Origin of the sequence: Pseudoalteromonas sp. MM17-2, from assembly GCF_022347945.1 — a bacterium.
Classification (GTDB): Bacteria; Pseudomonadota; Gammaproteobacteria; order Enterobacterales; family Alteromonadaceae; genus Pseudoalteromonas; species Pseudoalteromonas ruthenica.
The window spans coordinates 145,837-158,903 of sequence record NZ_JAKRFV010000003.1; the positions used below are offsets into that span (position 1 = coordinate 145,837).

Below are 13,067 nucleotides of genomic sequence, written 5' to 3' on the forward strand. Positions count from 1 at the left end.
AACTTAAATTGTGGTCATTTTACTGTATTTGCACCAGATAAACAGAGCTAGATGGGTACTTTGGGTGATTGATTAATAAGCAGCTACTATAAACCGCTGCTGAATATTGGGTGATTTAAATGAACCCGCTGTTAATACTGGCAAAATTTACAGGAAATACGCTACACCCCCTAGCATCGCTGGGCAGATTGCTTTACATTTGCAGATTCTAATCAACAGTTTAAAGAGCGCCTTTATGAACCAAGAAACCCTTTCCCAACTCGAACAACTGGTCGATAAATTGATTCAGCGTAACAGTGAATTACAGCAAGAAGTGACCACCTTACGTGAAAACAATACTAAGCTAATGGACGAAAACGAAACTTTGCAGCTAGAAGTGCTAGAAAGCGAAGAAAAGCAGAAAGAAACCAGTAGTACATTAACGAGCCTACTGGAAAAACTGCAGTCGGCTAGCGCGGCGGGTTAATGAGTAACGACGGACACAGCGTCAAGGTCAATTTGCTCGGTAGGGAGCATCAGTTTGCTTGTCCTCCTGGGCAAGAGCAGGCGTTACTTGATGCGGCACAGCACCTCAATGAGAGCGTTGAACATATGCGTCAGCGCTCAGCGGTGCGCAATGATGACAAAGCGTTACTTATGGCAGCACTCAACCTGTGCCATGAGTTATTAGAAGCGAAGTCGCAGCTTACTGAGCAGCAAAAAATGCAGAGCCAACTGTGCTCCAAACTGACATCAGCCTTAGAAACAACATCATAAAGCGCATAGTCGCGCCCAAGGGAGGCCTATGCGCCAATTTCTGTTTTTATTATTAGCCCTCACCACCACCGTAAGCCATGCCCAGCAATGGCACAGTATCAGTGCTCATGTCGACTTTATCCAACAACATGAAAAGCTGAAATACTATGATTCAAATCAGGTGCTTATCCAAGGCGATGAATGCGCCTTATTAATCGATGCGCCGGGGGAGTTTTCGCAAACTGAGCGCTTCATTAGCAAGTTAGACAAGCAGCTAAAAGTGCCACTGTGCTATTTGTTAGTTTCTCACCCGCATGATGACCATTTATTGGGGATGGCACTGTTACAAAGCCATTACCCGGACGCTAAACTTATCGTCCACCAACATCTCAATGATCAGTTTCATCTCGCTCATGCCCAGCTCAACGAACGCTTAGATGGTTTTGCCAAGAGTATTGCTCTAAGCGAGCACCGCATGAATAACTTGCCCGAGCAAGAACAGCCTCCTTGGCAGCAAAAAATAGCAGCGGCGAAAGCGCGTTTAGATAAATGGCAGCATTTAGAGCTGCAATCACCCCAGCTGGCAATAAACAAAAAGACTACATTGGACTTAGGGAATTACGAGCTCAACATATTGCCCTACGCGGCGCATACCGATGCCGACCTGATAGTATATATTGAGCAAGAGGCGCTTCTCGCCGGTGCGGATATGGTCGACATAAAGCCCTATCCAGGGGAAGCAAATTTCTCGCAGTGGTTGCGCGCTTTCGATGATTTGGCGGCTCTGGATATCACTCAAGTCCTACCAGGACATGGTGATGCATATAGCAAAGCGAGCTTGAGTATCCCAAAAGCGTGGTTAATAGCCATTGTTGAGCACGTAAATAAACACCCTGAGCAAAGTGTCGAAGAGCTAGTCGCAAGCTTTCCAACACACTTTTCACCTAGCGAGCCAGGGTTAGAGCAGCGCGCTTACCGCGTCTTTTTAACCGCAGGGTTGCAGCGCGCCAAAGCCACACAAGGGCAATAGCACACATAAAAAAAAGCCAACCCGCTTGGGTTGGCTTATAACGCAAATGTATTGCTGTGTTATAGCGTTAATTATTCCTCAATAAAAGGGACACCTTGCGTCATCCACTGTGGCGCTGGTTCACCTTTTAGGTGATGATTAAAGTACTGCATCATGCGAATAGAAAAGTCCACTTGATTGGGGAACTGTTTCAGGTGATGTGGCTCGCCATCATATTCAAGGAAAATCACCTCTTTCCCGGCGCGGCGCAATGCTAAATAGTACTGAATCCCTTCTTGCCAAGGCACGGCGCCATCCTCATTGCCAAACATAATCATAATTGGAGTGTTTATTTTATCGGCAAAAAACACCGGTGAGTTGTCAATGTACGCATCGACATCTTCATACAGTGCCTTACCAATACGGCTTTGCCCCGTTTCATATTGGAATTGACGCGCTAATCCTGATTTTAGGCGGATACCGCTGTATGCCGAGGTCATATTCGATACCGGCGCCCCCGAGACAACGGCTTTAAACATATCGGTTTGCGTTACCATAAAGGCACTTTGGTAGCCGGCCCATGAGTGTCCTTGCAAGCCTATGGCATCTTTTTTGGCAACGCCCATATCAATCAGCTTTTGTGCGGCATTGATCATGGTTTGAGTGGACGAGGGGCCAGGTTTACCAATCTCAAAGCGAATATCAGGCAAGAACACCGCGTAACCGTTCGATGTAAACATCGGGAAGTTAGGGCGATGGTTAAGCTCCATTTTTGGGAAGTCGTAGCGTCGCTGGCTCATATAGCGGTAAAAGTAGATAACCACAGGCACTTGCTCACCTTCTACGTAGTCCGCAGGTTTAATAAGCACGCCTTGTAAGTCCTCGCCATCGTAGCCTTTGTAACTAACTAGTTCTGGCTTTTGCCCCCATTTAAACTGACTGATTTGTGGGTTCAGATCGGTTATCTGGCGAGGGTTTGTTAGCTGGGCATCAGCCTGCCAAAAGTCAGGAAACTGGTGATAACTCTGCTTGGTAAAAATGTATTTATCAGCGTGTTTGGCCTTCATTTTTACATCAAAGCGCGCTTCATCAGCCAAAAGTGTACGCACAGTGTTATTTGCTAAATCCAGTGCACCTATGTGGGTCTGCTTATTATTCATACTAAATGCGCGTAGCAGCAGCTGCTCTTGGTCATCAAAACCAAGCTTATCATCGTCAAGGTTAACCACCCGATACTGAACCTGCTTTGCTTGCCCTTGCGTTAAAACTTGGGCTTCGCCACTTTCAACATCAAAGGCCCAAATATCGTATTTAGAATTAATGAGTACCTTCGAGCCGTCTTTATACCAGCCCGCAACACCATAGCCGTCTACCTCGGAGGGGTAATCATGCTTATCATCGGCAAATACTGCATTCACTGCTTTGCTAAGGGGAGTCACTGTATTATTGGCTAAATCTTTTAGCTGCCACCCTTGGTCACTAAAGTACACCGCATGTTGCCCTGTTGGTGACAAACTCGGGCGATGTGGATGGGCTTTGACGATGACTTGTTTGCTGGCGTTGAGAACATCAATGGCATAATAGTCATTATAAAAGCCTTTGTAGGTCATCTCGTGCAAATAGGGCTGGTTAGAGTAACCAATGAGGTGATCTGCTTTTTTGTTTAACCGCACCTTTGGCACTTGCTCATCGGCCAGTTGCACTACCTTCTTGCCATTAAGGTGATATACCGCTTGGTAATGGCGATATTTGTTTTCTTTCTGCCATTGCTGTTTTTCGCGCGGTTTTATTTCCGGGTCTTGGTGGTGCCATACTTCAATATTCGCCTGAGCCACTATGGTGTCGAAGTCGCGCAACGACTGCGCGTCTTGGTACTTTTTCTTGGTCACTTTGGCGTCAAGCTCTGGTCGTGTTGTAAAGTACAGGCGAGCGCCATCTTCCGACCAACTCAGTGTGCCTTTTTTGCCCGCTTGCCATTGACTTGGCAGCGTTTCTAAGGTGTTTTGCTGGCTATGCCACAACATCGTACGGTAGTCGCGGCGGCGCGTATCATCATTGACATAATTGCCGACATTAAAGGCTACAAGGTTTTGTACTGGGTGCCATTCGATGGTGCTAACGGTCACCCCTGGCTCATCTATCAGCGAGTCCGTGCGTTTTGAGGCAAAGTCAAAATAGCTGACTTGGTTGTTACTGCCATCACTGCTGTGTTGATTGAAGACGATACCTGCACTGCTATGGCTGATGGCATAAGTGAACACTGAATCAAGGCGTGTCTGCTCGTTGCTAGTTAGATCCACAATGACTAAGTCATAGGTTTTATCTTTTTTATCAGCGCTAATATGCAGGTTATCGCCAGTATCGGCTTTTTCTTTTTCGTTATCAGCATCTTGATCGCTGCTGCTGTGGAGTCGATAGGCGAGCCAGCGACCATCATCAGAGAGTTGATAGTCTTTCACCTGCTCAAAACTTTGCTGGGCACCCGTTTGGGTATTGACCAAGACGAGGTTGTTTTTTAATTTCTTGCGCGCTTTTTTGTCAGCGGTTTCTTTATTCAAGAGGGTGGGGACTTGGGTGAATGCCACCCATTGGCTGTTTTTATTAATCTGTGCTGCTGTACCGCGTGCCACCGTGGCAATAAGTTCATTGTTATCTAGGTTATATACCTGACCTTGAGCGTCGCCGCGATAAGGTTCGGCACTAAAGGCTAGGTACTGACCTTGCTCGCCCAAAACGGTGTGTTGCGGATACTTGAAATCGAAGACATCGTTAAATTGCAACGCCTGCTTAGCGGCCACTGGTGTCGCCAGTGCACCTGCCAGCACAGCAGTTAGAAAAGTAAGTTGAGGTTTCATGACCACGTCCTGTTTGCTTTTTTAGCTATTGTAACGGTAACAGGCGAAGATTCGAGCAAACGCGATAAAGTGGATAGTTTTTGAGATAGGCGCTGCACTAAGCAGCGCCATAGTGTTTTATCTTGGGTCGATAGTGAGTGGCTCCAGCGTAACCCTTGCGTTGTTGCTGGCGCCCGCATAGTTACGGTACGTTTGCCCCTCACGTAAGGTGTAATACACGTCAACATAGTCGTCATCATTAGTGAACCATGCATCAGGCATTGCTTGTAAAATCTCATTTGTTAGCTGAGGAATAATGGCATAGCCCTGAGCGTCAGGATTCGGAATTGCGCGCAGTACCGCTGTGGCGACTTCCAATAGCTTACTCGCCAAGGTTTTATAATTGGTATTGTCGTCTTGCTCCATCAATAAGATATCCGCAGCTTGCCAACGGTAGCGATTCCAGTGAATTAACACTTGGTTTGGGTAGTAGTTTTCGCCGTCGTGATCTAAGTAGGGCATATCAACAATGTCTAGCACCGGCTCATCGCGAGACGGGCTCACACCTGTGACAATGGCGTACACTTCAGCGGCACCTGAAATCCAAGGCTCTTCATCATCGTTAAGACGGATTTGTTTAAGCACTGTGGTGGATAACGGTTGTTCGTCTTGGGTGCCGTATTTACTTTGTAGCGTCGGTTGTTGGTTTGATGTCAGCACCGATCGCATTATCGCAAGCCCCTCAGTAAGGGTCTTTTTGGCGTCAAGCTCGACGATGAAAACCGGTGTATCAGGAAGCGTGTAGGCATCGAGTAAATGCAGCTGTCCTTGTTGGTCATACGCTTCTACCACATCCCAGTGTTTGTCATCGCCCTTGGGGGCAAAAGCAACCAGCGCCGGTTCGCCTTGCTGCCAGTCATTAAGCATGTTGCGATGCGCTAGGCGCAGTTGTAATAGGTTGTCGCCCTGTTCAGGTAGGCCTTTTAGCGAACGAATTTGGGCATTATGCTGTTGCAGATCAAACTCGCTTTGAGCGTCTTTAGGCACTAACTTATCGGCACTCACTGCCAACGAGTACGTACTTAGTTGTTGCTGTAGGGTCGGTTGTAGCTGCTTTAGATTCTTGGCAATGTTTTTGGCAAGGGCTTTTTTGCTTTGGAATACACTGTGGGCCGTCTGTGCCTGTTGGGTGACAGCGGTTGTTTGTGAGGCAACACTGAGGTGACTGGTGAGGCTCAGCGTAGAAGCGAGTGCCAAGCTCAGTAGTGATAGTTTTTTCATCTTATGCTCCATGTGTGATCAAGTTTCAAAAAGTACACCTGAGGTAGGGTGTTAACCTTTTTTTAACCTTTTACCTTTTGCAGGGTCAACACATCGGAGCAGTGAAATGCATCCTGCGTGTAAACGGACGTAAATAGTGCGGGGAAAACGCTTCATTTTTCATCCTTTCTACTTATTCTTGCATCACTTCATATCTCCACTGACAAACTTGATATACTGCACATCTATTTAATTAGGAAGAAACGCCATGACTATTTGGGTTGACGCCGATGCGTGTCCCGTCGCTATCCGCGAGATTATCTGCCGCGCTGCGGTACGCACGAGAACCACAGCGGTCTTTGTTGCCAACCAATACCTGCGGTTGCCAGCATCAGATTTCTTGCGTATGCAGCAAGTCATGCCGGGTTTTGATGTGGCTGATAATGAAATCGTACAGCAAGTGCAGGCTGGCGAGTTGGTGATAACCAGCGATATCCCATTAGCGTCGGAAGTGATTGATAAAGGTGCATTAGCATTGAATACACGGGGTGAGTTGTACACCAAAGAGAATATTAAGTCGCGCCTTAATATGCGTGATTTTATGGATACCCTAAGAAGCAGCGGCATCCAAACCGGTGGCCAAGCCCCTTTGAGTGCCCAAGACAAACAACAATTTGCTAATCATCTTGACCGCTGGCTTGCGCAACAATGAGTTTGTAAGCTAGACTGCTGGCGAATACTTGTCGGAGTGCCCTAACTGAAGGGCTGAGATCGCAAATGCGGGATCCGTTAACCTGATCAGGCTCACACCTGCGTAGGGAACAAGCTTGCCTCGGCACGCTTGTGCCGTAATGGCACAAACCATGCCCAGCCAAAGCAGCGCTTATGCGCGCGGACCACAGGCTCTATCGCCTCCAGACAAGACCAATACTCAGTAAAATAGTGAGGTGCGTCATGTCACAAAAAACCAAACCAAGCCGTCGTCAAAGCCGCGAAGCGGCGTCTGAATATATCCACAACCTTACGGGGCAGCCTTTCCCCAACTCCAAAAAAGTCTATGTTGAGGGCTCGCAGCCTGGAGTGCGAGTAGGTATGCGGGAAATCGCATTAAGCGATACCTTTGTTGGCGGCAGTGAAGAAGATCCCATCTACGAAAAAAACGACCCTATTCGTGTTTATGACACCTCAGGGCCATACACTGATCCAGATTTTGAGCTCAATGTGCGCAAAGGCCTGCCTAAATTCCGCCAGGCTTGGATTGCAGAGCGTGATGACACCGAGCTATTAGATCATAAAAGCTCGCAGTTTGCTCAGCAGCGTATGGCTGACGAAGGGCTTGACCATATTCGCTTTGAGCATTTACCGCAGGTGCGCCGCGCTAAGGCGGGTAAAAATGTCACGCAAATGCATTACGCTCGCCAAGGGATCGTTACCCCAGAAATGGAGTACATTGCCATTCGCGAGAATATGGGCCGTGCGGAGGTGCGCAAAGAGTTATTAGCTCAGCAGCACCCAGGTCAGTCTTTTGGTGCCAGTATCCCCGAATTTATTACCCCTGAGTTTGTCCGTGATGAGGTTGCACGGGGGCGGGCAGTGATCCCCAATAATATCAATCATCCCGAATCTGAGCCGATGATCATCGGGCGTAACTTCTTGGTGAAAGTTAATGCTAACATCGGTAACTCGTCGGTTAGCTCATCCATCGAAGAAGAAGTAGAAAAAACCGTATGGTCCACCCGCTGGGGGGCCGACACCATTATGGATTTATCAACCGGGCGCTATATTCATGAAACCAGAGAATGGGTGATCCGTAATTCGCCGGTGCCTGTAGGCACTGTGCCGATTTATCAGGCGCTTGAGAAAGTTAATGGCGTGGCCGAAGATCTTACCTGGGAAATCTTCCGTGATACGCTGATTGAACAAGCTGAGCAAGGCATCGATTATTTTACCATCCATGCTGGGGTGCTATTACGTTATGTGCCTATGACCGCAAAGCGGGTGACCGGTATTGTCTCCCGAGGGGGGTCTATTATGGCGAAGTGGTGTTTAGCGCATCACCAAGAGAATTTCCTGTACACCCACTTTGAAGACATTTGCGAAATTTTAAAGCAGTACGATATTTGTTTCTCGTTGGGCGATGGGCTGCGTCCAGGGTCGATTGCCGATGCCAATGACGAAGCACAGTTCAGTGAACTACGCACCTTAGGCGAACTTACCAAAATAGCATGGCAGCATGATGTGCAAGTGTTTATCGAAGGGCCGGGTCACGTGCCGATGCATTTAATCAAAGACAATATGGACGAGCAGTTAGCCCATTGTGGCGAGGCGCCGTTTTATACTTTAGGCCCGCTAACCACCGATATTGCCCCAGGCTATGATCACTTCACTTCAGGCATTGGCGCTGCGCAAATCGCTTGGTATGGCTGCGCGATGTTGTGTTATGTCACGCCGAAGGAGCATTTAGGGCTGCCTAACAAAGAAGATGTAAAAGAAGGCTTAATCACCTATAAGATTGCCGCTCACGCAGCCGATTTGGCCAAAGGGCACCCAGGGGCACAAGAGCGGGACAATGCCTTATCAAAAGCGCGTTTCGAGTTTCGTTGGCTCGATCAATTCAACTTGGGTCTTGACCCAGATCGAGCACGCGAGTATCACGATGAAACCTTGCCGCAAGAGTCAGGAAAAGTCGCGCATTTTTGCTCGATGTGTGGACCAAAATTCTGCTCTATGAAAATCACTCAGGAAGTACGTGATTACGCCAAAGATCTGGAGTCTAAAGGCATCGATCCCAATAACCTTGGCGAGGAAATCAGTATTCGCATGGTTGATGTTGAGTCGCAAATGCAGGCGAAATCAGAAGAGTTTAAAGCCTCAGGCAGCGAGCTCTACCATAAGGTATATTAATGGCCCAAAAAATCGCCATTGTTGGCTTTGGTGTGTGCGGCCGGGTGGCCGCACTACTGCTTGCCCAGCACTATGATATTGACGTGTTTGAACGCGGTGATGAGCATGGCCACAGTAGTGCCGGACATGTGGCAGCTGCGATGCTTGCGCCAATGGCCGAATCGGTACTGTGTGAACAAGACCTCGCTGAGGATGGCCTTGCCGCTTTGGCATTATGGCCAAAACTCTTGGCCTTGCTCAATGAACCGGTTCAGTTTCAGCAAGCTGGCAGTATTATTGTTGCCCATCCCCAAGATCAGGGCGCCATGGCGCATTTCCGCAAACAGTTAAAGCCATTGGCGGGCTTTGCCGGGCAAGACATTGACGGTACCCAGTTGCAGACGCTGGAGCCCGAGCTGGCAGGGCGCTTTGGCAAAGGGCTATACTTGCCATGCGAGGGACAGCTCGACAATCAAGGCTTTTATCAGCACAGCTACCTCAGCCTTAAACGTCGTGGCGTGCGCTTTACCTTTAACGCCGATGTGAACGTTGACGCGCTCGCAGCGCAAGACTATCAAGCCGTCATCGATTGTCGCGGCATCGGAGCGAAAACCGCGCACACCCCGTTGCGGGGTGTCCGTGGCGAGGTCGCTAGAGTGCATGCACCTGAAGTACACTTGAGCCGGCCGGTGCGGCTTATGCATCCGCGTTATCCGATTTATATCGCTCCTAAGCCAGAACATCGCTATGTCATTGGCGCCACCGAAATTGAATCACAAGATACCCGAGCTATCACGGTGCGCTCTACCTTAGAGCTGTTGTCCGCAGCTTACAGTGTCCATAGTGGCTTTGCTGAAGCCACCGTTGAGTCCTTGCGTGCTGGACTGCGCCCTGCCTATAACGATAACCGTCCACATATTGAGCAAAGGGGCAAGGTGATTAGCATTAATGGCTTATATCGCCATGGCTACATGCTCGCGCCCATTGTCGTTAAGCGGGCATTGGCGCAGTTTAATACCGCCGTATAAAACCAAGGTGAAGATATGCAGATTTATATAAACGAAACGCCTGTTACCGTGCCAGAGCAGGCTGCATTGAGTGAGGCAATCACTGCGTTTGCGGCTAAACCGCCGTTCGCCGCCGCTGTTAATGGCCACTTTGTCGCGCAGCAAGACTATGGGCACACAGCCCTGAAAGAAGGCGATAAAGTGGATATCCTTGCACCCATTCAAGGAGGTTAGATGAGCGACGCTTTGATTATCTATGGTCAGTCTTTCAGCAGCCGGCTGCTGATTGGCTCCGCCTTATACCCATCGCCGCAATGCATGCATCAAGCGATTGCCGCCAGTGGCAGTGAAATCGTCACGGTGTCTCTGCGTCGGCAGAACTCTTACGCTGGAGGAGATGACTTTTGGCAGCTGATCAAAGATACCGGGTTAACGGTGCTGCCCAACACCGCAGGTTGCCACAGTGTGCAAGAGGTGATGACCTTGGCACAAATGTGTCGTGAGGTTTTCGCCACCGACTGGATAAAGCTCGAACTCATTGGTGATGACTACAACTTGCAGCCAGACCCTATCGCCCTAGTTACAGCTGCTGAGCAATTATTGGCACAGGGTTTTAAGGTGCTTCCTTATTGCACCGATGATCTGGTAGTGTGCCAGCGTTTAGTGAGCGCCGGCTGTGAGGTGATTATGCCTTGGGCCGCGCCCATCGGTACTGGCAAAGGCATACTAAACCCCTATGCATTGCATACCATTCGCGAGCGTTTACCTGATGTTACGCTGATTGTCGATGCCGGGTTAGGGTTGCCTTCTCACGCCTGCCAAGCCATGGAAATGGGCGTGGATGCCGTGCTACTAAACTCGGCCATAGCAGGAGCCAACGACCCTGTGGTGATGGCACAAGCCTTTGCCAATGCCACCGTGGCTGGCAGACAAAGTTATTTAGCAGGGCCCATGGTGGAAAAGTCGACCGCTGTGCCGTCAACGCCGACGTTGGGCATGCCTGCATGGCACACAATGAGTGAGGATATATGAGTGAAGTAGTATGGACCATTGCCGGCTCTGATAGCAGCGGTGGCGCAGGCATTCAAGCCGACTTAAAAGCGATGCACAGCTTTTGTGTGCATGGATGTAGCGCCATTACCGCACTGACAGCACAAAATAGCCTGGGCGTGGAAGCACTAAATCCTGTGACACAGGCGGTGCTGGAGTCACAATTGCAAGCCTTAGCCAATGACCTTCGTCCCCAAGCAATCAAGATAGGGATGCTCGCCAATGTGCAGCAAATCCAACTGGTAGCCGAACATTTACGTTCTTATCGCGACAACTGGTCGTGCCCTCCTCATGTGGTTTACGACCCGGTGGCCATTGCCACAAGTGGTGATAGTCTGATTGAGGAAGACGCTCAAGAAGATATTGCCGATGCCATTAAAACCCATTTATTGCCTTTGGTTGATGTAATCACTCCCAACGTCCATGAAACACAAATGCTCACCGGCATATACCTTATTGGCCCCGATGCGTTGCGTGAAGCAGCGAAACGATTGCAGCAGTGGGGGGCAAAAAGTGTGGTGATTAAAGGCGGACATTGGGACTATCCACAAGGGTATTGTGTTGATTACTGCCGCGAAGGTGAACAAGAATATTGGCTTGGCAACGCCACCATCACCACTCCCCACAGCCATGGCACGGGGTGTACGTTGTCGTCCGTTATTGCTAGTTGCTTGGCTAAGGGGTATCCGCTTAAAGATGCCTTTATTCTTGGCAAAGCCTATATTAATGCCGGGTTGAAAAGCGCGCAGCGCTACGGCGAAGGCATCGGCCCTGTAGCGCAAACGAATTGGCCGAGTGAACTTGCTGATTTTCCGCAAGTGATCGAGCCCGGTAGTTGGCTTGGCGACGAGCTTGATTTTCCATGTGCTGCCGATTTTAACTATGCCGCCGGATTCGCGCCTTGCCCACAGCAACTTGGGCTTTACGCTGTGGTCGACAGTGTTGATTGGTTGCAGCTGTGCTTGGAGCACGGCGTCAAAACCGTGCAACTGCGCATGAAAGACTGCCATGGCGAGCAGTTAGAAGAAGCTATCAAGCAGGCCATTGCCTTGGGGCGTGCCCACGATGCTCAGGTGTTTATCAATGATCACTGGCAGTTAGCGTTAAAGCATGGCGCTTACGGTGTGCATCTGGGGCAACAGGATTTACATAATGCCAACCTGCGCGCTATTCAAGATGCCGGCCTGCGCTTAGGCCTCTCTACTCATGGCTTTTATGAAATGCTGCTAGCGCACAATTACCGGCCCAGCTATATCGCCTTGGGCGCGATTTACCCAACCACTACCAAGGATATGACTGGGCAAATTCAGGGACTGCAAAAGCTGCGTCACTTTGTGCCATTGATGCACGCTCACTACCCCACGGTGGCCATTGGTGGCATAGATTTGACGCGTATCGCTGCGGTGGTCAATACCGGTGTCGGCAGTGTCGCCGTGGTTCGGGCGATAACCGAAGCAGAGCATCCTGCACAGGCGATTGCGCAGTTACAGCAAGCAATCAAGGACGGGCGCAGTGAACAGTGACGCGCTCAGTAACAAAGAACGTATCCGTTACGCCCGGCATATATTGCTTGATGATGTGGGTGAGGCGGGGCAGTTGCGCCTAAAGCAAGCCACCGTGCTGGTGGTCGGTTGCGGCGGCTTAGGCAGCCCCGCGCTGCTTTACCTTGCCGCCAGTGGCGTGGGCAGAGTGCGGTTTATGGATGATGATGAGGTCGAGCTATCTAACCTCCAGCGGCAAATTTTGTTCAAGCTTAATCATCTTGGGCAAGCTAAAACGAAGGCGGCGAGTAAAGTGTTAGCCAGTCTAAATAGCGATATTACCCTCGAGCCGCTGTGCCAACGGGCGAGCACACACACTTTAAGCACGGCGTTGTCGGGGTGTGATTTAGTGCTTGATTGCAGTGATAACTTTGAAACCCGTTATCTGCTCAATAAAACCTGCAAAGAGGCGCAGGTGCCGCTAATTAGCGGCGCTGCGGTGGGACATCAAGGACACCTTGCGTTGTTCGACTTTGGTGATAGCACCTCTCCCTGTTATGCCTGTCTGTTTCCGCCGCACAGCGATAACCCCACCGCTAATTGCGCCACACTCGGGGTGATTTCGCCCTTACTGGGCATTGTCGGTGCACAACAGGCCATGCTCGCCATTAACTATTTGCTTAAGGGCAATGGAGCGGCCGTGTTGCACTGTGTTGATGGCGAGACTTTGCGCCATAGGGCAATACAATTACAGAAAAACCCGCAGTGCCCCTGTTGCGGGCAATAAAAAAGCCAGCGAGGTTGCTGG

General features: G+C 49.7%; 12 protein-coding genes and 1 riboswitch. Of the genes, 10 read left to right on the forward strand and 2 right to left on the reverse strand.

Translation table 11 applies throughout. The features are described from left to right. The first annotated feature begins 235 nt into the window (after nt 1-235). The 3 genes from zapB to MHM93_RS03970 are packed head-to-tail and all read left to right on the forward strand — an operon-like array spanning nt 236 to nt 1,765. Nucleotides 236-466: a cell division protein ZapB gene (zapB, locus tag MHM93_RS03960; protein WP_045979239.1), complete on the forward strand. Its 231-nt coding sequence runs from the start codon at nt 236-238 to the stop codon at nt 464-466. Further along, nucleotides 466-756 (forward strand): cell division protein ZapA, encoded by a 291-nt coding sequence (locus MHM93_RS03965; protein ID WP_239448129.1) that lies wholly within the window; start codon nt 466-468, stop codon nt 754-756. Before zapB ends, MHM93_RS03965 begins: the two co-directional genes overlap by 1 nt. Before the next feature lie 28 nt (nt 757-784). Beyond that, nucleotides 785-1,765 (forward strand): MBL fold metallo-hydrolase, encoded by a 981-nt coding sequence (locus MHM93_RS03970; RefSeq protein ID WP_239448130.1) that lies wholly within the window; start codon nt 785-787, stop codon nt 1,763-1,765. 71 nt (nt 1,766-1,836) lie between these two features. Here the strand turns inward: MHM93_RS03970 and MHM93_RS03975 are convergent, their stop codons facing one another. Then, nucleotides 1,837-4,599 (reverse strand): prolyl oligopeptidase family serine peptidase, encoded by a 2,763-nt coding sequence (locus MHM93_RS03975; RefSeq protein ID WP_239448131.1) that lies wholly within the window; start codon nt 4,597-4,599, stop codon nt 1,837-1,839. A 117-nt stretch (nt 4,600-4,716) separates the two neighbouring features. Then, complete coding sequence (locus MHM93_RS03980; RefSeq protein ID WP_239448132.1) at nt 4,717-5,859, reverse strand: DUF3103 family protein; 1,143 nt, start codon at nt 5,857-5,859, stop codon at nt 4,717-4,719. Nucleotides 5,860-6,106: 247 nt separating this feature from the next. Between MHM93_RS03980 and MHM93_RS03985 the strand changes: the two genes are divergently transcribed. The 7 genes from MHM93_RS03985 (at nt 6,107) to MHM93_RS04015 (ending at nt 13,046) form a co-directional block, all read left to right on the forward strand. Continuing rightward, a complete protein-coding gene (locus MHM93_RS03985) occupies nt 6,107-6,550 on the forward strand; it encodes a YaiI/YqxD family protein (RefSeq protein WP_239448133.1) in 444 nt (147 codons plus the stop codon). Between the two features lie 22 nt (nt 6,551-6,572). Continuing rightward, nucleotides 6,573-6,676, forward strand: a riboswitch (TPP riboswitch). A 116-nt stretch (nt 6,677-6,792) separates the two neighbouring features. Then, nucleotides 6,793-8,742, forward strand: a complete 1,950-nt coding sequence (gene thiC, locus MHM93_RS03990; protein ID WP_045979244.1) for a phosphomethylpyrimidine synthase ThiC — start codon at nt 6,793-6,795, stop codon at nt 8,740-8,742. Next, on the forward strand, nt 8,742-9,749 hold the full coding sequence (locus MHM93_RS03995) for an FAD-dependent oxidoreductase (RefSeq protein ID WP_239448134.1): 1,008 nt from the start codon (nt 8,742-8,744) through the stop codon (nt 9,747-9,749). The genes thiC and MHM93_RS03995 overlap by 1 nt, the downstream gene beginning before the upstream one ends. Before the next feature lie 15 nt (nt 9,750-9,764). Next, the gene (gene thiS, locus MHM93_RS04000; protein ID WP_022943337.1) at nt 9,765-9,962 is read left to right on the forward strand and encodes a sulfur carrier protein ThiS; all 198 of its coding nucleotides are present in this window, start codon (nt 9,765-9,767) and stop codon (nt 9,960-9,962) included. Beyond that, on the forward strand, nt 9,963-10,760 hold the full coding sequence (locus tag MHM93_RS04005) for a thiazole synthase (RefSeq protein WP_239448135.1): 798 nt from the start codon (nt 9,963-9,965) through the stop codon (nt 10,758-10,760). After that, entirely contained in the window at nt 10,757-12,301 is a 1,545-nt protein-coding gene (thiE, locus tag MHM93_RS04010; RefSeq protein WP_239448136.1) for a thiamine phosphate synthase, read from the forward strand. The genes MHM93_RS04005 and thiE overlap by 4 nt, the downstream gene beginning before the upstream one ends. Further along, on the forward strand, nt 12,291-13,046 hold the full coding sequence (locus tag MHM93_RS04015; RefSeq protein ID WP_239448137.1) for a HesA/MoeB/ThiF family protein: 756 nt from the start codon (nt 12,291-12,293) through the stop codon (nt 13,044-13,046). The genes thiE and MHM93_RS04015 overlap by 11 nt, the downstream gene beginning before the upstream one ends. The last annotated feature ends 21 nt before the right edge of the window (nt 13,047-13,067 follow it).

Coding starts and splice junctions, on each gene's coding strand:
- MHM93_RS03975 (WP_239448131.1), bottom strand. CDS start 4,599: ATGAAACCTCAACTTACTTTTCTAACTGCTGTGCTGGCAGGTGCACTG.
- MHM93_RS03980 (WP_239448132.1), bottom strand. CDS start 5,859: ATGAAAAAACTATCACTACTGAGCTTGGCACTCGCTTCTACGCTGAGC.
- thiC (WP_045979244.1), top strand. CDS start 6,793: ATGTCACAAAAAACCAAACCAAGCCGTCGTCAAAGCCGCGAAGCGGCG.
- thiS (WP_022943337.1), top strand. CDS start 9,765: ATGCAGATTTATATAAACGAAACGCCTGTTACCGTGCCAGAGCAGGCT.
- zapB (WP_045979239.1), top strand. CDS start 236: ATGAACCAAGAAACCCTTTCCCAACTCGAACAACTGGTCGATAAATTG.
- thiE (WP_239448136.1), top strand. CDS start 10,757: ATGAGTGAAGTAGTATGGACCATTGCCGGCTCTGATAGCAGCGGTGGC.
- MHM93_RS04005 (WP_239448135.1), top strand. CDS start 9,963: ATGAGCGACGCTTTGATTATCTATGGTCAGTCTTTCAGCAGCCGGCTG.
- MHM93_RS03985 (WP_239448133.1), top strand. CDS start 6,107: ATGACTATTTGGGTTGACGCCGATGCGTGTCCCGTCGCTATCCGCGAG.
- MHM93_RS03970 (WP_239448130.1), top strand. CDS start 785: ATGCGCCAATTTCTGTTTTTATTATTAGCCCTCACCACCACCGTAAGC.
- MHM93_RS03965 (WP_239448129.1), top strand. CDS start 466: ATGAGTAACGACGGACACAGCGTCAAGGTCAATTTGCTCGGTAGGGAG.
- MHM93_RS03995 (WP_239448134.1), top strand. CDS start 8,742: ATGGCCCAAAAAATCGCCATTGTTGGCTTTGGTGTGTGCGGCCGGGTG.